Source organism: Pseudomonas sp. S2_E02 (assembly GCF_054668355.1).
This window is the reverse complement of record NZ_CP162761.1, coordinates 1,383,366-1,408,496: the sequence shown is the minus strand read 5'-3', so window position 1 is coordinate 1,408,496 and position 25,131 is coordinate 1,383,366. Positions and strand designations below refer to the sequence as shown.

Here is a 25,131-nt window from a genome sequence, read left to right as displayed (position 1 = left end):
CTCGGCGCGTCAGAGCAATCCTTCGTTATTCAACTGCAAGCGAGCGTAGAAAAGAATGGCGACAGCTGGAATCAGTGCAGAGTAGCCCGGTTTGATCGCGCTTTTCAGATTGGTCATCGCTACCTTCATACGCTCGGTCGATACCAGGCTGCTGAGCGATGGCAGGAGCGATCCAGTGGTGAGTGCCAACTCTTTGCTATCACTTGCCAGTGCAGAATTGGGCTTGCGATACACCGGCGCAGGCGCTTCAGTTGTCGAGAAGTACGAGGTAACGGTCAGACTCGCTGCCAAGGCATCGACCTGTTCGATATAACTCTTCTCTGACATGCCATGCAATTGCTGAGTAATGTCCTCCTTCGATGCGAGCACGTGCTCCTCGCCGAACGAAGAATGGAAACACTTGCTGATCAACACTGCCTCCATTTCGATCACTTGTGCACATTCATGCAACTCGTTTACCAACCCGTAATGTTCGGCCAGCATGAGCAGGATCTGCACATACTTGAGACCTTTTCCCCGTGCCAGATTGACCAGGCAGTGACCGCCCAGTAGCTGGAACTCTTTGGTCAGCAGATAGAGTGAATGCTCCGTTTCAAGCGTTGTCCAGCTGCTGCTACGCAAGTGCTTGGCGACTTGGCTGCGGATTCGATCGCTGGTCAGTTCGAGCAAGTCGTAGAGGAAGTGGTCGGCCACAACCGGGTCGGGAGTCTTGATGAGCACATCAGGTTGCATTGCAGCAGGCAGGCCACTTTTGTAGCCATGAAACCCCGACGCCCGCAGCACCTGTTCCAGACGCGGCCAATAGTCGGTGTGTCCGAAACCGTGCATTGGCACATCTTTGCAGTTTTCAATCTTCTGGCGACCGGCACTGCTTTCCCCGAGATTGAACAACAGTACTTTGTCGTCGTTCGAGCGGGCATTGTAGAGCTTGCCCTCGATACGTTTGCCAATGGCTTGCGCTTGGTCCCCCGATAGCTTGCTCGCGGCAGCCATCAGTAGAACATCGCCTATTTCCAGATTGTCATCGGCAGGTTTGTCCAGCAAATCGAGCAAGGCACTGATGACAACACGTCCGCCGAGCGAATGTCCGACCAGATTGACTTTCGAAACGTAGGGATGGTTTTTCAGCAGATAGGTTTCAAGTTCCGAGAGCAGCGTCTTGCCCATGGCGGTGGCCCGGTTGCGACTGCTGTTGAAGTGGAGCGCACGATCAGCCATTGCGAGCCCTGCGCCCGCCAGAACACTCAAACGGCTTGCCGCAAGGATCCCTTTGCTCGACAAATCATCGAACTGGGCCCAATGACCTGACGGCCAAAAGGCGAAGATGTTGATGCAATTGTGCAGGGAGGACGGTATGTGCTTGCGTAGGGCGCATCGGTCTTCCATATCGTGGCCGGCCGAATAGCCGTGAATGAAAACGTTCGCGACCTCGCCGGAACGGTGAGGAAGGGTCAGAAATTTGAACTTGTGGCTCACGCAACGTCCTTGGCTGAGGCTATAGATGCGCGAATGATGGCATTTCGCTAGTTTTTTGTAAAATCAAGCGCAAGCATGACCTTACGCTCTGGGAATTCGTATTCTTTAGCCGGCTCGGTCGGGATCAAAGACTATCCGGATCCCCAAAAAACATTTTGACTGGGCTCTAGGGCGGTGTTTCTAGGCCGATATACTCCGTCTATGCCCCCACTTTTGCCCCCGCTCGTATCTAGTGCGGGAGCGATACGAAGAGCGATTTCTCAAAGCTTCCAGTATGGCACTGGCTGGCTATCAGTGTGCGTCCATCCACTATGGAGGGGAGTGGCGGTTAGGAGCTCATCATACCCGGCCAATGCCTAGTGCTCCTCAAGAACGCTGGAGATGCTGCACCACAACTAGGTCAGTGAACTTCGTCAAGACGGTTGAATGGTTCCGACAGGCCAACCCCGGCAAGCGTCCGAAGGGTGGGGCTGGCAAGGGCGGGAAGCGTGGCAAATGACTGGAGGTATTACGGGAGCGGGAGCGATTTAGCCCCCGATATTGTCACGGTCTAGCGCGAATTTTTTTGAACTGGGCACGACCACTAACAACTCTATAAGTGAAACTTTCGTTTCTAGTTGCCCCTTCGACATCTTCGTAGCTTAACTGCACGGTTCCCTCTTCCGGATTAAATGCCGCCCCTCTGGTAAGTTCAAACTCTATATCAGCTTGGCGATTCATTTGGCCGATGGCTACCTCTCCAAAATTCAAAAAACGCGGACTGAAAGTGAGGGTCACATTGAAAGCGGTGTTACCGTCATTGCGCATGCGAACCTTGTTCATAGAGGTCCCTGGCTGCGAACCAGAGCCGCTGACTGTCGTCGTAAGGGAAAAGTTTGCTATCAGTGTCCGTTCCCTCTCCTTTTGTTGGAGCTCCAGTGCACTCTTTTGCGCTTCGATTTGCTGCAAAGCCGCATCAGCCATTATTGACTGCTGCTCGACGGACTTTTTGAGCTCGGCCGCCTGCATGTTCAGTGCCTGAGTGCTTTGCTGTAGCTCGACGCTCTGCATCTTCAGCGCTTCGGTACCCTGTCTTAGTTCATCACCCTGTTGGATGAAGCCGAACACCAACCAGAGGAACGCAACAGGCCCAAACACACCGGCCAAGAAGTCGCCCACCTCATTCAACGGCATGGTCATCAGGGTGTCGACGCGCCCCCAAATCACAACGCCCACTATGACTAGATAAGTAAGCGTCAGGGCACCGCCTATTTGCCCGAGATGCTCGCGCAAATGCCAACCCTTTGGCTTGATTCTCTGCGCGATGCACTTCAACACTGCCACAGCCGCAAACGTTACTACCAACGTGGTGATAATGACGACCCACAGCGGCCATCCCTCGTTCGGCACAGCAGGTGGTGTGCTCCAAAACGCCCCTGACATTGGTTTCCACAGACCCGCCATCACTGTCCCTCTTGATCGGCGCCGCGATACTTTCGTGGCAAATAGCCGGCAATCATAGCGGCGGGTTACTGATCAGTCACCAGGGTGCCGAAGCACCAGCTTGGCCAGGTGCTACCGGTTCCAAAGCTGATACCTAGCAAGCGCTCCGGATAAAGAGCACACTTTGCCATCACAAATAGTTGGTAGAGGGGAGCAGCGTGGGCGCGGAGCTGGATCGGGTCAAGGAGCGGAGAAGGAGTAGGGCGTTGATTGAAAACCTCTACCAGGACTCAAATCGGGTATATGTAATCCATTACTCATGTGAGTCTTTTTACGATAACGCAACCGGTGAATCGAAGCGAGTTACCTCCATCGCTACGCGGAATCTGAAGTCAGGCCAAACTAAATCTTGGTCGATCCACAAGGAGGCGGAGCTGGGGAAACAGCTCAATAACATGCAGGCCGAGCTGGACAAGTTCGAGAAGGCTATGCTCAAGGGGTATTTTCAGTGGCTTGAACGGCACAAAGACTGCCGGTTTCTTCACTGGAACATGCGTGATGAGAATTTTGGTTTTTTTGCTTTGGAGCACAAATTTCGAGTGCTCGGCGGCAAGCCTTTCGAGTTGCAGGATGACAAAAAAATAGATTTAGCGCGTGAGCTCGTTGCCCTGTACAGCAGGAATTATGCACCGCACAACGATTCAAGGGGGCGAAAGGGTCGCATAATGGCCCTGGCGGAACTCAATGACGCCAGTGACCAGGACGCTCTCCCCGGAGCGGAAGAAGCAGAGGCGTTCGTCAATGCCGAATACATCAAAATGCACCAATCGACCCTAAGGAAGCTGGACCTCTTTGCGAATTTTTTTGAGCGAACGCATGATAAATCGCTGAAAACTGCGTCGACCTGGCGAGATCGGCACGGTGTGCATCCGGTTGTAATTTTTGAGGCAATGAAAGAGCACCCGCTGTACACAGCGCTTATAGTGCTCAGCCCACTTGCGATCTCATTCGTGAACTTCTCCAGCTTCTGGAAGTGGATAAAGGGGCTCGGGGGGCAGTGATCCAGCGACGTGAAGTCGTTGCCGAACTCGCAGGGGTGTGGTCGCCGGCCCCCTTACAGTAATGCAGCGCCTTCTACTGATTTTACTCAATACCCCACAGGTGGGGGCCTGTGGCGCGTGAGGTCCTCGGGCAGTCCGGGATTGGATAGGGTAATTAGGGTTGTTCGCGAACCAGCATCCAGTCGAAAAAATCTTCGGATGCAAAGCCGACGCTGCAGTTGGCGTCGAACCGCTCGTTGATTCTGATGAGAGTCATCCGCTGAGCTTCTTGTGGTGAGGTTGGGAAGAACGCTCCACCAGGTTCGCTGTGCATGAAAAAATCGCCGAGCTTGGCTCCGCAGTTTTCGCAGTGATTCATCAGGTAACGGCTGCCTACCGTTTTACTGTAGGCCTGCTTGAACTCGTTGGTGAAGTGATGGATCTGCTTCGTGACCAAGGGAGAGAGGCTGGCGACGTTGGAGACCGTTCCGCGATACCCATGGCACTTCCATTCGCCGAGGTTGCTTGTGAGCGCAAAATCTTCGTCCTCATCCTCGTAGTAATCGAACTCTTCGTGTTGCTCGGGCAGCTTGAACGAGAACACGCGAGTCAAATTAGAGCAGCCCCAGCAGTCGGACACGGACTCTATGACGTAGTAGTACGGTGCTCTTACACTAAATTCAGGTCCGTGCTCCAGGTCTGCATGCGCTGTTACGGGCAGCCATTGAGCCAAGGGGGCGATGTCGACACCTTCCGGAATGTACCAAGTCTTCAGGCTTGGGTCCCATCTGGCACCGAGTGATTTCGCTACATCTTTTTCTGAGAAGGGGACTTTCAGATCAATCCTTGCCATTTCTTTATCCGTACGTATTGCTCATCAGTAAGCGCAGCTTTAACCTGAAGCGACTATGGAATCTTGATACCCAAAGCATTCAACGATGGCGTATCCATCCGGCCATTCACGGTCAGCCCACTGTCCATCTGAAATGCCATCAACGCACCACGTGTCGCCTTGCCCATCACTCCATCAATGGTGCCTTGGTAATACTGGCGCACCATCAGTGCGGTCTGCACACGGGTGATCAGATTGCTTTTCTGCTCATTGGTCGCGCGGTTCTTTGAAGTGTTCGAGCTTGTCCCGCTGGTAGTGCCGGACGACTGATAAAAGCTATTGCTGTTTGAGGTGCTGCTCGAAGTACTTGGCGTGCTGTAGCTCCGGGTACTGGTAGCGGGTGGGCTATAGTAGCGAGGAGCGCTATAGCCACCCGAACCGCTGTAGTGCGAACTGTGGGAGCGGTGTGAACTGTGCGAGCGATGTGCCGCATAAATGTTGACGGTGTCTGGCGCATTGAGCGTATCGGCAAATACCGGAGGCTGTAGCTTGTCGTGGGTTAGCCAGTTCGCATCGGCGAGCGGCAGATGGCCCACCTGCGCCAGGGTACTACCTGCCATTGGCAGCAGACTGATCCCCCCGATCATGACTTTCCAGCGGTCGAGCAATTTCACTGTGCACTCCTTGCATAGGCGCTAAAGGCCTCGGTCGATAGTTGTTGTACGCCGCGGCTTTGCCAGCGATCGGTGTGGGATTTGAAGAAGCCAGAGCAATGTTTGACGGCAGCGCATTGCTGGCAGGTATCGATGAAAAGGTTCTTCCAGTCGGAGATGCTCTGGCGGGCGAAACGCGAGAGGTGGGCCGGGATCAGACACAGGGGCAAGTTGTAGATCGAAACCGGCACTCCGCGGTTGAACAGGAAGTACACGGTCTGGCTCAACGACTGCTGATAGTCCAGCGGGTCAATCCACAGTTCTTCGTAATGCTTCCTGGCCAGGCCGGTGCTTTCGATACCCATCAGGGCAACATGTCGCACGAAGGGCAGGTTCCTGAACACGTAATGGGCGAGCTCGGGCAAACGTGGCGTGGTCAGACGATTGAGCACTACGCGTATCTCGATGATCTGGTTCGCGCGGGCCAGGTTGTAAAGACCTCGCAGGGTTTCGCTGAAAGCACCTGGCGCTTGCACCACATGGTCATGGTCTTCGGCGTTGTCGGCATACAGCGGGATACCCCAGCTCAACTGAGGGTGGCCGATGGTAGAGAGCGCTGCGATCCAGCTCGGGTCTTGGAACAGGCGCCCGTTGCTGAGTACATGGATGGATTTTTGTGGCAAAACGGCTTTGCACTTGGCCAGGATTTCGAGCAGGCCATCGCGATAAAGCGTGGGTTCTCCGCCACTGATTCCCAGGTTTTCTTCGCCCGGGTCCATCAGGTCGATCAGCCGTAGGTTCTCCTCGATGTGCCAACGGTCATCGATATCTTTGGGCGGCTGCGAGCACATCAGGCAGAGGCTGTTGCAACGATCGGTCATGAACAGCAGGTTACTGTCTGAACCTCGTCGATAGAGCACTCGCACCAACGCGTTGCCTGGTGTGACGGCAATGACATCGCCGGGCTGCACGACATCATTGTCTTTGGGGGTGTGCAGGTGTGGCCGCGTGCTGTCGAAGTCTCCGATCAAAGGCTCCGGTGTCAGAAATCCAGCCACTGGTAATGAGAGTAGATGCGGGCTTCGTAGCCGTTCTTCGTTTGGCAGCCAAAGCAGCAGGTCAGCGAACTCAGCGTTTCCGGCACAAACCGCCAGGCCTTGTTCGATGAACTCCTCCAGAGTGATGACCTTGAGCAGTTTCGGCTCATTCAGGTGATGGATTTCGAAGTGGGTGTCTTTGCGCAGCATCGCCATCAACCCCTGTAACCCGGAAATCGGACATCGTTGTAAGAGCGCCTGTTCAACCAGGACAGCAGCACTCTCTGCACGTTGTCGTCGCCATCGCGGAGCAAGCCGAAGAGATGCTTCAGTAGCCCCATGTTCTTCTTGCAGAAGCTGCTGAACACTCGGTGTCCGATCGGGTCAGCCTGGCGGGCATAGTGTTCGATGGGGTCAGCACCACAGTACGGGACAAGTGCGCAGTCGGAGCAACCCGGCAGCGCCTCTGCTACACCACTGGCGAGCAGCGCATTCATAACGGGCGATGTGAGTAGTTCAGACAAGGGTTGCTGCACGGTGCCGAGTCTCAAGCCGTCTTCACCCATCTCCAGCAACATTCGAGCTTCGTCCGAGGGATAGACATAACCGTCATAGTTATAAACCAGCGCCGCAGTGCCAGCGCCAGCAGGGGAGCGCAGGTCTACATAGCCGGAGGAAAAGGGTGTCAGGATGTTCTTCAGCAACAAGCTCGTATAACTCTCTGAGAGGTAGACGCCCTGTTGGTTGATTTGCAGTAAATAGGCCAGAGCCTTCTTGTAGAAGGCTAGGTATCGCTCAATAGGGTAATCAAGTCGATGAGCACTCTTGGTGGCAAATCCATAGGGGCTCAGAGGCCGAAGCGAGATGCTGGAGAAGCCCTGACTTACATACTCATCGATGATCGCTTCAGGCTGTTCGAGGCTTCTTGAAGTCAGCGTGGTCAGCGCGGAAACTGCATCATGGCCAAGGCGTTCACGGACCCACTGAATGCCTTTTACAGTGCGTTCGTAGGAGTCTCGTGACGGTGTAGGGCGGTTGGCATTATGCAAGGGTGCTGGCCCATCGAGTGAGGTCGAAAACTGGACTCGATGTTGTTCTGCGAAGTCGAGAATTTCCTCCGTCAGGTGGTGCAGCGTGGTAGTGATGACGAACTGGATATCCCGTTGTTCGACCACGTTCCGTTCAACGATCCATTCGACAATCTGACGGACGCGCTCGAAGGCCAGAAGCGGCTCGCCACCCTGAAACTCCACAGTCAGAGCAGGAGCGTTCGATTCGAACAGGCGATCGGCCGCAGCCAGTGCATCCGCTTCGCAAAGGTCGTGGCCGGATCCTCCCAGCGGGGCCCGCGACACCTGGCAGTACTGGCAGGTATGGTTGCAACGCAATGTCACCACGAACAAGTGCAGTGCGGGGCCCTGGAAGATGAAGTCCTTGCGGCTGCGATACTGCGCGGCCATTTCCGGGAGCGGGTCATGGCGGCCTGGTTCGTAGATGAAGTGGCGGGCCAGCAGGTCCTTGTAAAAAGGCGTACTTGCTTGAACGTCGAAGTAACTCAGGGCTCGTAATTGCGCGTCGTTCACGTGCATGTACTCACCGGTATCGGAGGTGAGCAGGATGTCACGGTCATGTCCCGTGTTCATGCGCATGAATCGAAAAGGCAGCAAGCGGTAGTGCCTGGCGTCTGTCGCAATCAGTGTCATTGCGAAATCCCACACCCAGCGAGCGCGGCACGGGCCAGGATTTCGCGCAATCCAGCTGTTTCGCGGTTGATATGGTCGCGTAGCGCGAAGTCGTTCAGATGCTGGAGGATCAGCGAGTGAGCCTGCTCGGGGGAAAGCGTTAGCGTTACTTCAGCGGGGTGGGCCGTGAGGTTTATCTTATTGGCTTCAATAGCGACCTGGATCGCGACAGTGTCGGCCAGGGAATAAGCAGCGCGTTGCACCACGTTGAGCGGGTAGGCTGTGCTGTCGAGTTTCAGCGTGACTGGCCATGTCATCGGAACCGGTCCTTCAAATCCTTTGGGGGCGTGGGGATTTTGCCGGTTGCTGAGGCGTTATGCCATCATCATTTTTTACATTTTCTTCTTCTAGGCTTTCGCCGTTGTGTGGCCCCCAAAGTGATGTTTCGAGTGAGTTTATCGGCATCATGAGCTAGCGTTCATGTATGCACCTTTTTAATAACTCGCTGGATACTGCTCTTATGAGAGACCTGCCACCCACCGCGACCTTGCGCGCATTTGAAGCTGCCACCCGGCACTTGACCTTTACTTCGGCCGCACAAGAGCTGCATGTGACTCAAAGCGCGGTCAGTCATCAGCTCAAGCATCTTGAGGCCCTTTGGGGAGTGCAGTTGTTTGAACGTGGCAAGGCGTTACGCCTCACGGCAGCGGGGGCTGCGCTGGCGCCCATCGTGCGGGAATTTTTCATCAGCCTGGAGGCGACTTTGGGCGATTTGCGCGAGCAAAAAGACAGAGTTCGACTCAGCGTCAGCACCACCTATTCCTTCGCGCTCAAATGGCTGCTGCCACGCTTGCCGCGTCTGGCTCGTCAGCACCCCGAGCTGCTGGTCGCGCTGGACACTACGGATAAAATAATCCACTTCTCTCACAGCCAGGCTGATGTTGCCATCAGGCTTGGCAAGGGCGACTACCCCGGTCTGCATTCTGAGTTCCTGTTTGGGGAGCAGGTATTTCCTGTGGCCAGCCCCGAACTGTTGCGACGCGTCGGGACTCCGCAGAGCCCCGCAGAACTGTTGCATTTCCCGCTGCTCACGCGCGATGGTGCCGAACTGGTACCAAAATGGGAGGTATGGTTTCAAGCCGTCGGGCTGGCCTATTTGCCGCTCAAGGAGAGCGTCAGATTTGGCGATACCAACATGACGGTCGAGGCAGCCTTGCTTGGCCAGGGCGTTGCATTGGTGCGCAGCGGGCATGTCGAGAACGAAATCAGCGATGGCCGTTTGGTGCGACTGTTTGATGTGCCATTCCCATCACCGCTGGCGTACTACTTCGTCTGCCCCAAGGGCATCGAATCACAACCGCACATCGCCAGCTTTCGCCAATGGTTGGTCAGCGAGGCACTGAAAGTCCAAGGATTGGATGAGTGAATCATGAGCATTCGTTCATGCTGCGATGAGGAGACTTCGTTTTAATCCCGGCGCCGCATTGCCTAAAGTGGCGCATGCCTATCCATATCATCTTCCTCGTGCTTTTCGCCGCGCTCCTGCATGCCAGCTGGAATGCGCTGCTGCGTAGCGGCGCCGATCGGCTGTGGTCGATGACAGTAATGTGCATTGCCATCGCGATCACCAGTGTTATCGCCGCAGTGTTCATGGTGCCCCCCGCGATTGAGAGCTGGGGCTACGCGGTGCTGTCGGGGTTGCTGCATGTCGGCTACAACCTGTTTCTGGTGCGCAGTTACCGGGTCGGCGACCTGGGGCAGACCTATCCGATTTCTCGTGGATCGTCGCCGGTGCTGATCACTTTGGGGGCCGCCGTGTTTGCCGGAGAAAGCATCACGCCTGACGTGTTACTCGGTATTGCGCTGGTGTCAGGCGGGATTATGTCGCTGGCTTTCAGAGGGCGCAGTCTGTCGGTTCCCAGCCTGCCTTATGCGCTGGGTACGGGCGGTTTTATCGCGGCCTACAGCGTGGTCGACGGTATCGGCGCCAGACTCTCCGGCGCGCCGCTTGCCTACACGGTTTGGATGTGCGCCCTGTGGGGCGTGCTGATGCCGGTGGTCTACATCGGCCTACGCGATGCCCGCAGCTTGTTCTGCGTCCGGCGCGGAACAGTGACCGCGTTGGTCGGCGGGCTGGTCTCTTTGCTCGCGTACGGAATGGTCATCTACGCCATGAACGAAGCGCCGCTGGGCGCGGTATCGGCATTGCGCGAAACCAGCGTGCTGTTTGCGGCGTTGATCGGCTATGTGTTTCTCGGCGAGACGCTCACCGCGCGCCGGATACTGGCATGCGTAGTGATCGCCAGCGGCACCCTCATCATCGGCTGATACAGCCCGCGGCTCAGGAGCTTTATTTCATGGTCAACGTCTCGCAGACACCGCTGATTCTAATCACGGGTGGAAGTCGTGGAGTGGGGGCTGCCACCGCGCGGCTGGCCGCCGAAAGAGGTTATGACGTCGCTATCAGCTACGTTGCCAACGAGTCCGCAGCGCTGGCCGTGGCTGCGGATGTAGAAGCATTGGGGCGCCGGGCGTTGACGATGCGGGCCGACAGTGCGGATCCGCAACAGGTGGCCGATTTGTTCGCGGCCATCGACCGCACCTTCGGACGCATCGACGTACTGGTCAATAACGCCGGGATGCTGGCGCCTCAGTCTCGCCTCGAGGACCTCGGCTTCGAGCGGATGCAGCGCATCTTTGCGGTCAATGCCATTGGGCCAATACTCTGTGCCCAACAGGCGGTGAAGCGTATGTCTTACCGTCACAACGGCCCGGGCGGTGTGGTGATCAATGTCTCTTCGGCTTCGGCGCGCCTCGGCAGCCCCAATGAGTACGTCGACTATGCGGCATCAAAGGGCGCGTTGGAGACGTTCACCATTGGCTTTGCAAAGGAGGTGGCACGGGAAGGCATACGCGTTAACTGTATTCGCCCCGGACATATCTATACCGAAATGCATGCCAGTGGCGGTGAGCCGGGGCGGGTCGATCGTGTCAAGGACTCGATCCCGATGGGGCGGGGCGGACAGCCTGAGGAAGTGGCACGCGCGATTCTATGGTTGGCGAGCGCGGAGGCATCATTCGTTACCGGTACATTCCTCGATGTAACGGGAGGTAAATGAGTCGGTGGCAGGGATCATCGACTAGCTGCATTCGGCTTGCCTCACCTTGCGACTCAATCCAGGTGTCTTGCCCGTAATGCGCTTGAATGCACGACTGAAAGCGGCCTGGGAGGTATAGCCCAAACGTTGCGCTACCTCTTCAATCGGTAGCCTTTCGAGGGTCAGCCACTGGCTCGCAAGCCGCATCCGCAGTTCGGTGACATAGCGTAGCGGGGCCATGCCAATCGTCGCCTGGAAACGGTCCGCGAAGACCGAGCGTGAGGTGTTGCAGTGCTCTGCCAACTGCGCAACAGTCCAGTCGCGGCCCGGTTGTTGATGGAGCGCAAGCAGTGCACCGGCCAAGCGGGGGTCGCGCAAGGCGGCGACCAGGCCAGAGGCATTGCCGCAGGCGCACTCGACCCAGCCGCGAACGACCATGGCCGCCACCACGTCGGCCAAACGCGCGAGGATACCGGCGTAGCCGACGCGTGCGGCGCTGACCTCACGTTCCATGGTAGTCAGGATCGGCACCAGGCCGGGGTAACGCTGGCCGCCGGCATCAATCAGCATCAGTCCCGGCATCAGCCGGCCAAGGCCATGGATACTGCCCAGTTCAAACTCCATACAAGCACTGAACAGAATAGTGCTCGGAGTGGCGCTGGCATCGGTTCCGGTATCCACCGCGCTGACGGTTTCACCCAAGGGCGCACCGTCTAGACGATCGATGTCCTGGACAGGCGCGCCCTGATGGGAAAACAGTTGATGGGCCGCGCCATGGGAAATAAACACGGCGTTGCCGGCAGACAGCGCGTAGGTGCTGCCGTCCTCCATCCGCAGTACCGCATTGCCGACGGCCATGAAGTGGAACCAGGCGTGCCCAGGTTTTTCCGCAAAGCCCAAACCGAAAGCTGGACCCGTCTGGATGCGCCGGTATTCAACACCACGCAGGCGCATGCCGCGCAACAGTTCGTTGATGAGGTCTGAGGAAAGAGCAAACTGATCTACAGGCATCGTTCAGGTGTTTTGATCAAAAAGTGGAGACTTTGGATCATAGATCATCCGGGTTTCGGCGCCTAGACTTCGGCTCTTAATGAAGATTGAGAGAACCGTGCAATGACTGACTGTGTATGTAACACCGTATCCGACCGCCATTGCGGCGGCGGCGGCGCGAACGTAGAACCTGCAACCCCCGCGTGGATGGCAGTATTTTCTTTGGCAATGGGTGTGTTCGGATTACTGACCGCTGAGTACCTTCCGGCCAGTTTATTGACGCTGATGTCTACCGACCTGGGAGTGTCCGAAGCGCTGGCTGGCCAGGCGGTAACGGTAACCGCCGTGGTGGCGCTGTTCGCCGGCTTGTTGGTGCCAGGCCTGACCCGCGGCATCGACCGACGTTGGGTGTTGCTGGGTTTTTCCACGTTGATGGTCGCCTCCAATCTGTTGGTCGCCGTTTCCTCCAGCTTCGCGGTGCTGTTAGTGATGCGCATCTTGCTGGGCATTGCCCTTGGCGGGTTCTGGAGCATGGCGGCGGCGGTAGCGATGCGTTTGGTGCCGAGCGCTTTGTTGCCCCGGGCGCTGTCGATCATTTTCAGCGGCATCGCCATCGGCACGGTCGTGGCAGTGCCGCTGGGCAGCTATCTGGGTGGGCTGTATGGCTGGCGCAGCGCATTCTTTGCTGCGGCGGCGGTAGGCATGGTGACCCTGGCTTTCCAGTCGTTCACTCTGCCGCGTCTTGCGCCGCGACGGCCGGCACGTCTGCGCACCGTAATCGAGGTGTTGCAGCGCCCAGGCATCGCCATGGGGATGTTCGGTTGTGTGCTGGTGCACAGCGGCCACTTCGCCATGTTCACCTATGTTCGGCCATTCCTTGAAGGGACTACCGGCATCGGCGCGCAAGGGCTGTCACTGATGCTGCTGGGGTTCGGCGTGGCGAACTTCGTCGGCACGCTGTTGGCCGGCAGGCTGCTGGAACGTCACCCGCTGGCCACTCTGGTACTGATGCCCGCGCTGGTCGGCGTTGCAGCACTGGCGTTGGTGCTGTTGCCGGCCTCGGTGCCGGGGCAGGCGCTACTGCTGGCGGTCTGGGGCATGGCCTTTGGTGGTGTGCCGGTGGCGTGGTCGAACTGGGTCGCCAGCGCGGTACCTGATCAGGCGGAAAGCGCCGGAGGCATGGTAGTGGCCTCTGTGCAGTCAGCCATCGCCACTGGCGCCGCCGCTGGCGGTGCAATGTTCAGCCTCGGTGGCAGCGCAGGCGTATTCGTAGCGGCAGCCGTGCTGATGCTACTGGCCGCGTTGCTGATTGCGCTGCGTGTCCGCGTCCCTTCTGTTCATGGTGTTCGAGCAATCCACTGAGTGAATGGCGCTCCATGGGGCGAAAAGGATCAAATGAACTACCTGCCCGACGCCCCCTAGAGACTATCCGGATCTCCAAAAAACATCTGAATCCGCGACCGCAACCACCGCTCACCCGGATCATTATCCTGCGATCCACGCCACGCCATATGCAGTTCAAACGTGCGCGTCGGCAACGGCGGATCTTCCGCCCGAACCCCACCAGCCGCCGTCAGCGCATCCGCCGTGTAATCCGGTACGGTCGCCACGATGTCGGTGCCCGCCAGCAACGTACTCAAACCATTGAACTGCGGCACCGCTAGCACCACATGCCGCTTGCGCCCCAGTTTCTCCAGCTCTTCATCAATAAAGCCACTGAGATCGCCAGCAAACGACACCAGCGCATGCGGACGCGCGCAATAGTCGTCCAGGCTCAACGGCCCCGGCACGGTATCGGCGCGCAGCAATTTTGGCGCGCTGCGGCGCAGGACCTTGCGCTTGGCGTTGGCCGGCAGGTCTGTGGTGTAGCTGACGCCAATGGATATCTCGCCGGAGGCCAACAGGCCCGGCATCAATATGTAATTGACGCGACGGATCACCAGCACGATTCCCGGTGCTTCCGCGCGCAGGCGTTTGAGCAGCATTGGCAGCAGGGCGAATTCGACGTCGTCGGACAGGCCAATGCGAAATACCGAGGTGCTGGTCGCCGGGTCGAATTCGGCCGCACGGCTGACGGCGGTCGAAATCGAATCGAGGGCCGGCGAGAGCAGGGCGAAGATTTCCACCGCGCGGGCGGACGGTTCCATGCTGCGCCCGGTGCGTACAAATAGCGGGTCATCGAACAGGCTGCGCAGGCGCGAAAGGGCCGCACTGATTGCTGGCTGACCGAGAAAGAGCTTTTCTGCCGCCCGGGTCACACTGCGTTCGTGCATCAATGTTTCGAATACGATCAACAGGTTCAGGTCGACACGACGCAGGTCATTACGATTCATCTGGAGTCCTGGCAGAGTCATCAAGCTTGACGAGAGCGGCCATATGAGAACAATGGCCGGCATGAATCTTACGGGGAAAGGCTGGTACTCTGCACCGGAAAATTCAGCTTGAGTGAGACGTTGGCAGCAGTTTTTTCATGGATTTTGCCAATGCCGCCCCTGGTGCGGAATCAATGACAGGCATGTCGACTATTAATAGCCACTGATAGTCTTGGGTCAAAAGCCCAGATAGAGTTCAGGGCATTAGAGGTTACTTTGACGAGGTTTGCGATGTCCCGCACGATCCGTTTTCACAAGTTTGGTCCGGCCGAGGTGCTCAAATGCGAAGAGCATGCGGCCGCTCAGCCAGGTCCTGGCGAAGTGCAGGTGCGTGTCGAGGCGATCGGCATCAGCTGGTATGACACCCTTTGGCGTCAGAATCTGGCCTCATCTCAGGCGCGACTGCCTGCGGGTCTTGGTCACGAGATGGCCGGTGTGATCACCGCTGTCGGCGACGGTGTCGATGATCTGGCAGTGGGTGACAAGGTCGCCAGCTTTCCGGCTGAGAGTGCGAACGACTACCCGGTCTACGGCGAATCGATCGTGCTGCCGCGTACTGCGCTGACCCGTTATCCGGATGTACTCAGCCCGATCGAGGCCAGCGTGCACTACACGCCGCTGCTGATCGCCTACTTTGCCTACGCCGATCTGGCGCGGGTCAAGCCGGGGCAGTTCGCGCTGGTCACTGACGCCAGCCATTGCGCCGGTCCTTCGTTTGTCCAGTTGGGCAAGGCGATGGGCGTACGGGTGATTGCCGCGACCAAGGAAGCCGAGGAGCGCGAGTACTTGCTGTCGCTGGGCGCTGAGAAGGTCATCGTCACCGAAGAGGAAGATCTGTTGATGCGAATCAACAAGATCACCGACAACCGTGGTGTCGACGTGGTGTTCGACGGTCTCGGCGGCCCGCAGATGTCGCTGTTGGGCGATGTGCTGGCGCCACGTGGCAGCCTGGTGTTGTACGGTTTGCAAGGCGGCAACCAGACGCCGTTCCCGGCCTGCGCAGCGTTCCAGAAGAACATCCAGTTCTTTGTGCACTGCATCGGCAACTTCACCGGCAAGCCGGAATTGGGCATCACTCAGGATCACGTCGCCTTGCAACGTGCCTTGCGTGACATCAACCAGTTGACCGCTGACCGCGTGCTGCTGCCGCTCAAGACGCGTGTATTTCCGTTCAACGAGTTCGTCGAAGCGCATCGTTACATGGACGAATGCCCATGCCGCGAACGGGTCGCTCTGCAGGTAGAACCGGCGTAAGCCCCTTTAATCAGAGTCCGTGGCCCCACGGACTCTTGTGCGTTTATCCTCCCCTGAAAACCGAGCTCTCTGGCGCTATGCCCGGGTCCGTTCAGCAACTGAACTGGTTTTTGCTCTCTATCTGTATCTTCTAATCACAATATAAGCCCTGATAATTGAATGATTACTTTCATCTCAAGGAATGAGCCATGTCTGTGCATTCAATTTGCCCTGTTCGATATAACGCGTCGAAAACCGTTGATCGCGGCAACTTTTGTTTAATTGTTGTAGGGCTATTCGGAAACTGCTTCTCTTTTTCTTGTACTCACTTGGCGTGGGACCCTGTGGGAAATTTCCTAGGACTGCGCTCCGAAAAAAATATCCCAGTAATTACAGAGGTTTGAGACCGTTTTTGAGCGGCGGAAGGCGCTTTGTCAGTTCAAGTGTTTCAAATAACTTCAAACTTGTAAGTGTTAGCATCTGAGCGTCTATTACTTATTGATCAATTGTCGCTGGGCTGATGTGTCAGTCTGCGCGGCATGAAACTTTTTATACCGGGTAAATACCGATGAGCACGATCCATGATCAGGCAATGAACTATGTCTACCAGCAAGTATTGCAACGTTTGCTGAGTTTCTTCTCGCGTGCAGAGCGCACGGCGCTGCAACTGCTGATCCAGCGACTGGCAGTGGCCGCCGGCGGCATGGAGAACATCGGTCATTTCAAGGTGCTGGTGAACCAGTCAGGGTCGCGCGACAGTTGTTACACGCTGGCGTTATTGCGGGCGGCGCAGTTGACCATCGCTGGCCGTTCACCCGCGACCTTTCAGTTGCGGGTGGCCAACCTGCGCTGGAACGGCAGCAGCCAGGTGTCCCTGCAAAACATGCATCGCAGCTACAGCGCACTGTTCCTGTATGACGATCCCCGGGTAGAGCTGGTGATGGTCGACCACCGCGAGGTATTGCCGTTTGATCACCAGCTACCCATAAGCGAAGCCGGTCGCGAGGCCAACCGTATCAACCTGCTGCTGATCGGGCATCGTCGAACCTGGAACGAACCGCTTGAGCTATGGGATGACGCTTATCTGGCAACTGCCGAGTTCTATGGTCAGGTGGCCCGCTGGAACAATGGCGTCGATGCCATGGTCGGCAGTGAGTCCCCGCGTCGACAGAGCCACTTCCTCGAAGGGCTGGGGCGTGCCGCGCAGAAGGCTGAGATTGCCGCGCCACCGGTGAGTTCTTGCAGTTTTGAAATGCTGTTTACGCTGCTCGACGGGCTGGGCGGTGATTATTACCGTGAGTTTTATCCCGAAGAGGAGCGGGTGGCGTGGCGTCCGGAGGGTCAATTCGAGGCCTGTCGGCGTACCAGCTTTATCAGTATCAACGACATGATTGTAGGCAAACTCGAAGAACGCTGGCCTTTGTTGAGTGATTTTCTGGGGTTTCAGGTTGACGATCTGACGCTTTATCAAGGTGATGACGAACACGTAGAGCCTAAGGTGGCTGCACATTTACGAGGTTTGCAGGCGCAACTCATCGAGGAGCGGAACTATGAGGACGGCGTCGGTGATTACCTCAAACGCAGCCTGATAACGATGCGGCAAAAACAGGTCCCTGAACCGGTATGCGAACAGTTGCTGGCCAGCTTCGACAATTTGCAGGAGCCCGGGAATCTGCGCGCCCAGGCGGAAAGCTCTCTGCTGGCCAGTTTTGAACTGAATGAAATCCAGCTGACGTGCCTGTTGTTTTCACCGTTCATTAACGCGGGGGCCGGACTTGAGCGATTCTTGCGTAATTGTCACCCCGGCATGTTGGTGGCATTGCCGGATCTGCACCGGGCGATGCAGGGCCTGCATGCGCCGGAACAGGTGATGAAATGGATGACGGATGTCAGTGGGCTGCCGGTCAGGTTGATTGTGCGTTTGTATGCAATGGGGCCGGTTCGTATGTCTGCGCCGGGAGAATCGGCCGCGCAGAGTGTCGGTGCGGTTGAGGCGGCGGCCGAGCCGACCGCTGATCGATCGGCGGAAGGTTGATCGTGAGCCGCTTGCCTGGAGATGAACCCATGCCCACGGATACGGGGTTGTGAAGGGGTCGAGGGAGAATGACTTCGTTTATCAGGCGGTTTATCGATACCTGACGCTGCTGATAAATGAGGCGGGGAACGGTGGGGCGGTGCGCCTGCCCTCACTCCGGCAATTGTCTGACCGGCTCAATGTGTCGATCTCGACCGTCCAGTACGCCTACTCGCTGCTGGAAAAGGAAGGCCGCGTCTATTCAATTGCCAAGTCCGGGTACTACGCGCAAGCGCTGCACATGATGGATTCGCCGGATAGCGGCAGTGATTTGCTGGAAACCGTTTACGTCAATGCCAGGCGCCCGGGCATGTGCGTGCTGAGCGCCGATGAGCCAGCCTCGCTACAGCCACTGGACAGCCCGTTATTGATGTTGGAGCGGGAATTGCTGCGTCAGTACCCGCGTCAGCCACATGCGTTGGTGCAACCTTGTGGAGAGCTGGAGTTGCGCACGGTGCTGGCCGCCCGCTACACCTCATCCACGGCCAATTACTGGCGTGCGGATGACGTCTATATCGGCGCCGACCTGCGCGGTGTATTGGAAATTCTGATTTCCGTGCTTGAGTTGCGTCGGGCGACCGTGGTCGTCGAATCGCCCTGTGACTGGGTGATCCTGCGTCTGCTGGAGGCCGCCGAAGTACGGGTCATCGAGTTGCCGTTGCTCCCCGGTGGCATGATTGATCTTCAGCGGCTGGAGTCGGTGCTCAAGAGCGAGACGGTGCGTTTGATGCTTTTGTCGTCAGTGTTGAGCATGCCCCGGGGCAGTCTTCTACCGCTGAGCAACCAGCAGGCAGTCGCGCATTTGCTTGGACTTCATGGTACCTGGGTGCTGGAAAACGATTGTTACAGCGAACTCCATGAAGGCAATGACACGCAACGGATGCGCGACTGGCTGGACCCCGATCGTTTAGTGGTGTTTTCCACGTTCGAAAAGTTCGTCGGGGCCGAGGCGCCTTTCGGTTATGTGCTGTCGCGTCATTGGCGCAGTGAGTTGCAGCGGCATTTCCTGTTGCGCGCGTTTCGGTTGTCGCCGATTCGCCAGAAAGCCATTGCCAGGTTGTTGGGGGGAGGCCGACTGGATCAGCATTTATTGGTACTGCGGCGAATGCTCAAGGAGCGTCGTACGCAATTGATCGAATTGTTGCGCGAACGTCTTGGCGATGCGATGCAGGTTGTCGAACCCGAGGGTGGCGCGACCGTGTGGGTACATTCGCTGCGACCAGTGAACATGGCGCAGGTCTTCCAGCGATTGCTCAGACAGCAGATCGTTATTGCACCTGGTGAGCTATTCAGCCTGCAAAGCCTGCATGCGCACCATCTGCGGTTGAGCCCGCTGAGCCATGGTGAGCATGACCTGGCCAGTGTGGTCGGGCTAATCGGTGACGCCTTGCGCCTTGCACCTGCTGACTAACGTTAAAAAACATCGGGAGAGTCCCGGATAGATCCCATCGCACTGCGGTCAAACTGCCAGTAAACTGCGCTCTATTCCTGAACCACTCTATTTCAGAGGTTTTGCATGACACTCAGTCCTTTTGCGGGCAAACCGGCACCGGCAGAATTGTTGGTCGATATCCCGCGACTGGTGACGGCTTACTACACTGGACAGCCCGACGCCTCGATTTCCACTCAGCGTGTGGCGTTCGGTACGTCCGGGCACCGGGGCAGCTCGTTCGACTTGAGTTTCAACGAGTGGCACGTTCTGGCCATCAGCCAGGCGATCTGTCTGTACCGCGAAGCCCAAGGGATCACCGGGCCGCTGTTTGTCGGCATCGACACCCACGCACTGTCGACTCCGGCCGGCGCCAGCGCGCTGGAAGTCCTGGCCGCCAACGGTGTGACCGTGATGATTGCCGAAGGTGATGAGTACACGCCGACACCCGCCATTTCCCACGCCATTCTGTGCTACAACCGTGGCCGTACTTCGGGCCTGGCGGACGGCATCGTCATCACGCCGTCGCACAACCCGCCACAAAGCGGTGGGTACAAGTACAACCCAACCAACGGCGGGCCGGCCGATACCCACATCACCAAGTGGATCGAAGCCAAAGCCAATGAGTTGCTGGCCAACAAGCTGGCCGGTGTGAAGCGCATCAGCTACGAACAGGCGCTCAAGGCCAGCACCACGCATCGTCATGACTACGTGAACACCTACGTCGCCGACCTGATCAACGTGATCGACTTCGACGCCATCCGTGACGCCAAGCTGCGTCTGGGCGTTGATCCGCTGGGTGGAGCAGGGGTGCGCTACTGGTCGGCGATTGCCGAGCATTACCGCCTCGATCTGCAAGTGGTGAACAAGGAAGTCGACGCGACGTTCCGTTTCATGACCGTCGACTGGGATGGCCAGATTCGCATGGACCCGTCGTCCAGCCACGCGATGCAAGGCCTGATCGGTCTCAAAGAACGTTTCGACGTGGCCTTCGCTTGCGACCCGGATCACGACCGCCACGGTATCGTCACGCCGTCCGGTGGACTGCTTGCGCCGAACAACTATCTGGCCGTTTCGATCGATTACCTGTTCCAGAACCGCCCGCAGTGGCGTGCGGATGCCGGCGTGGGTAAAACCGTGGTCAGCAGCGGTCTGATCGATCGCGTGGCCAAGCGCTTGGGGCGTCGTCTGTACGAAGTTCCGGTCGGTTTCAAATGGTTCGCCGACGGCCTGTTCGATGGCTCACTCGGCTTCGGTGGCGAAGAGAGCGCGGGCGCATCGTTCCTGCGCAAGGACGGTGGCGTGTGGAGCACCGACAAGGACGGTCTGATCCCTGCGTTGCTCGCCGCTGAAATGACCGCACGCACCGGTCGCGATCCGAGCCAGGCCTACAAGGCATTGACCGATGAGCTGGGCGAGCCGTTCTCGGTACGTGTCGACGCCAAGGCCAATCCGGAGCAGAAAGCGTTGCTGAGCAAGTTGTCGCCTGCACAGGTCACTTCGACCGAACTGGCTGGCGAGAAGATCCAGAGCATTCTCAGCCATGCACCGGGCAACGATCAGGCGATTGGCGGTCTGAAAGTGATGACGGAAAACGGCTGGTTCGCCGCGCGTCCGTCGGGCACTGAAGACATCTACAAGATCTACGCCGAAAGCTTCATCGGTGACGACCACCTCAAGCAACTGGTCGTCGAAGCGCAGGCGCTGGTGGATGGCGCAATCGCCTGCTGATGATGTTGGCGAGCGCATGAAAAAAGGGGCAACCGTGATGGTTGCCCCTTTTTTTGTCTGCCATTCAAGCCATCAGGCCAGATCCACCAAGACGATTTCGCTGTCCTCAAGGGCCGTAACGCTCAGCACTCGCTCCTGCGCTACCGCCACGCCGTCTCGAGCTTGTGCGCGCAGGCCGTTGACTTCAATCAGGCCAGTGGCCGGCACCAGATAGGCGCGACGGCCTTCATCCAGATGATATTCGGCAGTTTCGCCCGCCTTGAGGTTGGCTGCGACCAATCGCGCATCAGCGCGAATCCGCAGGCTCTGGTCGTCGCCGTCCTTGCCGCTGGCCAAGGTGACAAAACCTTCGCGCTGGCCTTTCGGGAACGGTTTGGCCCCCCAGGAGGGCGGTGCGCCGGTTTCCGTTGGCAGGATCCAGATCTGGAAGATCTTGGTGTCCTTGGCTTCCAGGTTGTATTCGCTGTGAGCAATGCCGGTACCCGCGCTCATCACCTGCACGTCGCCAGCTTCGGTGCGGCCCTTGTTGCCCAGGTTGTCCTGGTGAGTGATCGCACCTTCACGGACATACGTGATGATTTCCATGTCGCGATGCGGATGCTGGGGAAAGCCAGTGCCGGCTGCGATCACGTCATCGTTCCACACCCGCAGGTTGCCCCAGCTCATGCGCTGCGGGTCGTAGTACTCGGCGAACGAAAAGTGGTGATGGGCATCCAGCCAGCCGTGATGGGCGCCGCCCAGCGAGCTGAAGGGTCTGAGTTCAAGCATGATCGTCTCCTCAAAAGGTTCGACGCGAGGTGTGAAGGGCGCACCCGACGCGAGACCGGTGGTTTATGACGGCCATCATCTATCAGTCAATAATCGATAAAAAGCGTAAAAAGTGCGGCGTTATAATCGAAGTACTCGATAGGAAATTAGCTGTGAAGCATCTCATCCAACCTTCAGTTCATCGCCTAAACCAATGACCTGAAAGCATTTCGCTAGAACTGAGCGGCAAATACAGACACCATAGCCGCAACAGCCTCACACACTGGAGCCCGTCAGCGTGGCGCAACACACCCCCGATCTTCCTCCCGAACTTCGCCCCTTGGCCGAGATGCCATGGTTCAAACGCCTGGCTGCACGCTTCTTCGGCCACGGTTTGACCCGACTGCGCGCGCAGCACCGTGCGTCGTGGTTGCACGGTCAGGCCGATGGTTTCCGCAGTGGCCACACCGCTGGCGTCGAATATGGCTTTAAGCAAGGCAAGCTTGAGGGGCTGGAAGAGGGCCGGCAGGTGCTGCTGATCCGTGACAGCCGCAACACCGAGCATCGCCCGCCCAGCGTCGACAATCATCTGTTCGATGATTGGCGCCTGCCGTTGACGGCCGAGTTGAAAAAACGCATGAAGGCCGATGTTGCCCGTTTGTTGCCTGAGCATGCTCAGCCAAGTACCGCACAATGGAAGATGATTTTCAGCGAAACCCCGTCAACCTCGGTGGTTGCCGGCGCGGGCGCGGGTAAGTCCACCACGCTGGTTCTGCGTATTCTGTTGCTCAACCACTATCTGGGTTTTGAGCTGGATTCGATGACCGTAGTGACCTTCACCCGCGAGTCGCGCAAGGATTTCATCAACAAACTGATCGAGCTGTTCGCGCTCTGGGGGCAGGCGCTGAACCTGCGCCAGGCACGCGAACTGGTGCGCACCTTCCACTCGCGCATCCTGCCGATGGTGCGCAGCTTGCCGGGTTTCGAGCGCTTGCAGGCCTTTGAAAACCTCAGTCATCGAGTTCAGGGTGCTGAGGAGGAGGTCGACAGTAATCCGTTCGACCTGCGCATCAACGATGCGCAACGTCAGCAACTCAACGCCTGCTATCACCGCTTGTTCAACGAGGACGAGCGTTTTCGACATTTGATTCAGCCACTGTCCCGCGCCGGTTTGCAGCTCAAGGAGCTGGAGCGTGATCACCCGGATGTGCAGAAGCGCGTCGCGGTAACGGAGCTGGCATCGCGGCGCGACGAAGAGCTGTGCGACGCCATCGAAGATCTGTGGTTCCGTGCGGGTGCCTGGCCGATCAAGGGCATTGAGCCGAATCGGCAGAGTTTCGATATCAACGGCGCGAAATTTCATTGTCATGGTTATATTCCGAGCCTGGATGCGTGGGTGGTGCTCGGTTTCGATCCGCGGGAAAACCCGCAGGTCAGTCGGCCAAACGCCAAGCTCAGCGTGCGCGCAGAGTGGGCAGTCAAGCGCACCCTGTTTCAAGCTTTCTGTCGTAAGCCTTTGATTTGGCTTGATAGTTATGAGTCATCAAAACGTGTTCTGGCTACTTTGGCAGGCGATGCCAGTGCCGGGCCGGGCTTCGATTACAAGGTCAAAGGTGAACTGGCTTCCGCGCCATTGCTCGACTGTTTTGTGGCGGCGGCAGGCTTCATCGAGAACCTCGGCCTGGATGTGCCTGACGCCGTCGGTCGCATGAGTTTTGCCAAGGACGACCCGGATCGTTTCTTCTTTGAGGCCTTGAGTCTGTTCTGGCGCGCCTTTGAAGATCATTTGCTCGATCAGAAACCGCCGATCATGACCTACAACCGCATGTTCGCGCTGTTCAGCGAGCACTCACCGGAGAACCTCAAGCTGTTGAGCGACGAGTTACTCAGGCCGTTGTCGCACTTGATGATCGACGAATTTCAGGACGTTTCGCCACAGATCGTCTCGTGGATTCGCGCAAGTCTGACGGAAATCCGCAGTCGTGGCCCGGCCATGCACGTCGGGCGGGGCGCGCAGCGTTCGTCGTTGCTGTGCGTCGGTGATGACTGGCAGTCGATTTACGGTTGGCGCGGCAGTTCGCCGAGTTATTTCATGGCGTTCGACAAGGAGTTCCCGTCGCCGAGCACTACGCGGGTAATGCTCAGTGATAACTACCGCAGTCACCAGCACATCATTGATGCCGCTGAACATATCGTTCGCGCGGCGCCGGCGATTCCGGGCAAAAAAGCCAAGGCCAGCGGCGCACCCAAGCCGTTGCAACCGGTCAACGTGCTGGAACGCGACGATCAGGCCTTGGGCCAGCGCCTTGCCGAACATTATCGTCAAGGTCATTCGATCTTGATGCTTTATCGAAAAAGCAGCGATAAGTTATTGATTGAAGAGCATATTCAGTCTGTAGTTAATGTTGATTCGAGCTTGCCGTACGAAGCGCGACGCCTGAAGCAACTGACCTACCACAGCGCCAAAGGCTTGCAGGCTGACGCGGTGTTTCTGCTCGGCGATTGCCAGCATCTGACCAGTTCGCCCTACAAGAATCAGGTCTATCGCATGGCGGGCCTGGGCAAGTCGGGCGACAGCGAGCCCTACGACACGGCGCAAAAAGACGAAATCCTGCGCCTGGCGTATGTCGGCATCACGCGGGCGGTCAGCCATTGCTACTGGTATGTCGAACCGCAGGAAGCGCAAGCGGTGAACATGCCCCGGGCGTCCGACCGGGTGGCCAAGGGCAAGCCGTTCTTCATTGATCACCGCACCGCGAAGCAAACCGCGTGAGCACAAAAAAGCCCGCATCGCTGCGGGCTTTTCGTTTTAAATCATAAGCTTACGCGTAACTCCTGAGAGACTCAGGAGGAACGAACGCTTCCAGTTCGTCCTCCACAGCCTCGATGATTCGCTCGACATCCGCTGCATTCATCACCGTCGCGCACGGGATCCCGGCGATAGCGATCATGGTTTCGCCGCTGGCACGATCGAACAGTCGGGCGATCATACTGCCCGGTGCGTCCATCGTTGCCTCGAAACCCATCGGATGGAAATGCCAGCGCATCAACTGGCATGCGTTGGGAAACGTGACTTTGCTTGACCCTTTATTCATATGTTGCCCGCCTTCTTCATCGAGCGCTTCCGTTTGCTCATGTTAGGTGGGAAGAGCCTTCATTGGCTCAACCGGTGACTGACATTAAAAGTAGCATCCGCATGTGAAATTCCTGTGAGATTTTTCAGTTCATTTTGCGATTGCTTCGCATTTTTTGATGTAAGTCACGGCCGACGCAATCATCGCCAAAACGCCATTACGGATTAGTCATTGAAGCCTG

Annotated in this window: 21 protein-coding genes; 10 read left to right on the top strand and 11 right to left on the bottom strand. The window is 57.5% G+C overall.

Annotation, left to right across the window (positions count from 1 at the left end):
* Positions 1-9 precede the first annotated feature (9 nt).
* Positions 10-1,476, bottom strand: coding sequence for a DUF726 domain-containing protein (locus AB4O01_RS06215; RefSeq protein ID WP_460091015.1), 1,467 nt, complete (start codon positions 1,474-1,476; stop codon positions 10-12).
* Positions 1,477-2,019: 543 nt separating this feature from the next.
* Positions 2,020-2,919, bottom strand: a complete 900-nt coding sequence (locus AB4O01_RS06210; RefSeq protein ID WP_460091014.1) for a hypothetical protein — start codon at positions 2,917-2,919, stop codon at positions 2,020-2,022.
* A gap of 245 nt (positions 2,920-3,164) precedes the next feature.
* Here AB4O01_RS06210 and AB4O01_RS06205 point away from each other — a divergent pair, with 245 nt between their 5' ends.
* A complete protein-coding gene (locus AB4O01_RS06205; RefSeq protein WP_460091013.1) occupies positions 3,165-3,959 on the top strand; it encodes a hypothetical protein in 795 nt (264 codons plus the stop codon).
* Positions 3,960-4,113: 154 nt separating this feature from the next.
* Here AB4O01_RS06205 and AB4O01_RS06200 read toward each other — a convergent pair whose 3' ends face one another.
* From AB4O01_RS06200 to hxsD, 5 genes are read right to left on the bottom strand one after another with little or no spacing between them, the layout of a single operon-like run.
* Complete coding sequence (locus AB4O01_RS06200; protein WP_460091012.1) at positions 4,114-4,791, bottom strand: DUF5710 domain-containing protein; 678 nt, start codon at positions 4,789-4,791, stop codon at positions 4,114-4,116.
* A 53-nt stretch (positions 4,792-4,844) separates the two neighbouring features.
* The gene (gene hxsA, locus AB4O01_RS06195; RefSeq protein WP_460091011.1) at positions 4,845-5,444 is read right to left on the bottom strand and encodes a His-Xaa-Ser repeat protein HxsA; all 600 of its coding nucleotides are present in this window, start codon (positions 5,442-5,444) and stop codon (positions 4,845-4,847) included.
* Positions 5,441-6,676: a His-Xaa-Ser system radical SAM maturase HxsC gene (gene hxsC / locus AB4O01_RS06190; protein WP_460091009.1), complete on the bottom strand. Its 1,236-nt coding sequence runs from the start codon at positions 6,674-6,676 to the stop codon at positions 5,441-5,443. The genes hxsA and hxsC overlap by 4 nt, the downstream gene beginning before the upstream one ends.
* Entirely contained in the window at positions 6,676-8,163 is a 1,488-nt protein-coding gene (gene hxsB, locus AB4O01_RS06185; protein ID WP_460091007.1) for a His-Xaa-Ser system radical SAM maturase HxsB, read from the bottom strand. The genes hxsC and hxsB overlap by 1 nt, the downstream gene beginning before the upstream one ends.
* Positions 8,160-8,459, bottom strand: coding sequence for a His-Xaa-Ser system protein HxsD (gene hxsD / locus AB4O01_RS06180; RefSeq protein WP_460091006.1), 300 nt, complete (start codon positions 8,457-8,459; stop codon positions 8,160-8,162). The genes hxsB and hxsD overlap by 4 nt, the downstream gene beginning before the upstream one ends.
* A 203-nt stretch (positions 8,460-8,662) precedes the next feature.
* Here hxsD and gcvA point away from each other — a divergent pair, with 203 nt between their 5' ends.
* The 3 genes from gcvA (at position 8,663) to AB4O01_RS06165 (ending at position 11,261) form a co-directional block, all read left to right on the top strand.
* Positions 8,663-9,568 carry a transcriptional regulator GcvA gene (gcvA, locus tag AB4O01_RS06175; protein WP_108224507.1) on the top strand — a complete coding sequence of 302 codons (906 nt, stop codon included), beginning with the start codon at positions 8,663-8,665 and terminating at the stop codon, positions 9,566-9,568.
* A 74-nt stretch (positions 9,569-9,642) separates the two neighbouring features.
* Complete coding sequence (locus tag AB4O01_RS06170; RefSeq protein ID WP_034154187.1) at positions 9,643-10,470, top strand: DMT family transporter; 828 nt, start codon at positions 9,643-9,645, stop codon at positions 10,468-10,470.
* A 29-nt stretch (positions 10,471-10,499) separates the two neighbouring features.
* Complete coding sequence (locus AB4O01_RS06165; RefSeq protein WP_034154186.1) at positions 10,500-11,261, top strand: SDR family oxidoreductase; 762 nt, start codon at positions 10,500-10,502, stop codon at positions 11,259-11,261.
* Between the two features lie 21 nt (positions 11,262-11,282).
* Here the strand turns inward: AB4O01_RS06165 and AB4O01_RS06160 are convergent, their stop codons facing one another.
* Complete coding sequence (locus AB4O01_RS06160) at positions 11,283-12,251, bottom strand: AraC family transcriptional regulator (RefSeq protein WP_034154185.1); 969 nt, start codon at positions 12,249-12,251, stop codon at positions 11,283-11,285.
* A 102-nt stretch (positions 12,252-12,353) separates the two neighbouring features.
* On the opposite strand from AB4O01_RS06160, the gene AB4O01_RS06155 reads away from it, so the two are divergent.
* Positions 12,354-13,592 carry an MFS transporter gene (locus AB4O01_RS06155; RefSeq protein ID WP_460091005.1) on the top strand — a complete coding sequence of 413 codons (1,239 nt, stop codon included), beginning with the start codon at positions 12,354-12,356 and terminating at the stop codon, positions 13,590-13,592.
* Positions 13,593-13,648: 56 nt separating this feature from the next.
* Here AB4O01_RS06155 and AB4O01_RS06150 read toward each other — a convergent pair whose 3' ends face one another.
* The gene (locus AB4O01_RS06150; RefSeq protein ID WP_093431295.1) at positions 13,649-14,563 is read right to left on the bottom strand and encodes a LysR family transcriptional regulator; all 915 of its coding nucleotides are present in this window, start codon (positions 14,561-14,563) and stop codon (positions 13,649-13,651) included.
* 270 nt (positions 14,564-14,833) lie between these two features.
* Here AB4O01_RS06150 and AB4O01_RS06145 point away from each other — a divergent pair, with 270 nt between their 5' ends.
* The 4 genes from AB4O01_RS06145 to pgm all read left to right on the top strand — a co-directional run bounded on the left by AB4O01_RS06145 (position 14,834) and on the right by pgm (position 21,069).
* On the top strand, positions 14,834-15,856 hold the full coding sequence (locus AB4O01_RS06145) for a zinc-dependent alcohol dehydrogenase family protein (RefSeq protein ID WP_016983050.1): 1,023 nt from the start codon (positions 14,834-14,836) through the stop codon (positions 15,854-15,856).
* 547 nt (positions 15,857-16,403) lie between these two features.
* A complete protein-coding gene (locus tag AB4O01_RS06140; protein ID WP_460091004.1) occupies positions 16,404-17,870 on the top strand; it encodes a hypothetical protein in 1,467 nt (488 codons plus the stop codon).
* A 49-nt stretch (positions 17,871-17,919) separates the two neighbouring features.
* A complete protein-coding gene (locus AB4O01_RS06135; RefSeq protein ID WP_460091003.1) occupies positions 17,920-19,320 on the top strand; it encodes an aminotransferase-like domain-containing protein in 1,401 nt (466 codons plus the stop codon).
* Between the two features lie 105 nt (positions 19,321-19,425).
* Positions 19,426-21,069 (top strand): phosphoglucomutase (alpha-D-glucose-1,6-bisphosphate-dependent), encoded by a 1,644-nt coding sequence (gene pgm, locus AB4O01_RS06130; protein WP_460091002.1) that lies wholly within the window; start codon positions 19,426-19,428, stop codon positions 21,067-21,069.
* A gap of 72 nt (positions 21,070-21,141) precedes the next feature.
* On the opposite strand, the gene AB4O01_RS06125 is transcribed toward pgm, so the two are convergent.
* Positions 21,142-21,837: a pirin family protein gene (locus AB4O01_RS06125; RefSeq protein WP_093431306.1), complete on the bottom strand. Its 696-nt coding sequence runs from the start codon at positions 21,835-21,837 to the stop codon at positions 21,142-21,144.
* A 277-nt stretch (positions 21,838-22,114) separates the two neighbouring features.
* Here AB4O01_RS06125 and AB4O01_RS06120 point away from each other — a divergent pair, with 277 nt between their 5' ends.
* Positions 22,115-24,589 (top strand): UvrD-helicase domain-containing protein, encoded by a 2,475-nt coding sequence (locus AB4O01_RS06120; protein WP_460091000.1) that lies wholly within the window; start codon positions 22,115-22,117, stop codon positions 24,587-24,589.
* Between the two features lie 49 nt (positions 24,590-24,638).
* Here the strand turns inward: AB4O01_RS06120 and AB4O01_RS06115 are convergent, their stop codons facing one another.
* The gene (locus AB4O01_RS06115; protein ID WP_038367758.1) at positions 24,639-24,911 is read right to left on the bottom strand and encodes a DUF1652 domain-containing protein; all 273 of its coding nucleotides are present in this window, start codon (positions 24,909-24,911) and stop codon (positions 24,639-24,641) included.
* Between the last annotated feature and the right edge of the window lie 220 nt (positions 24,912-25,131).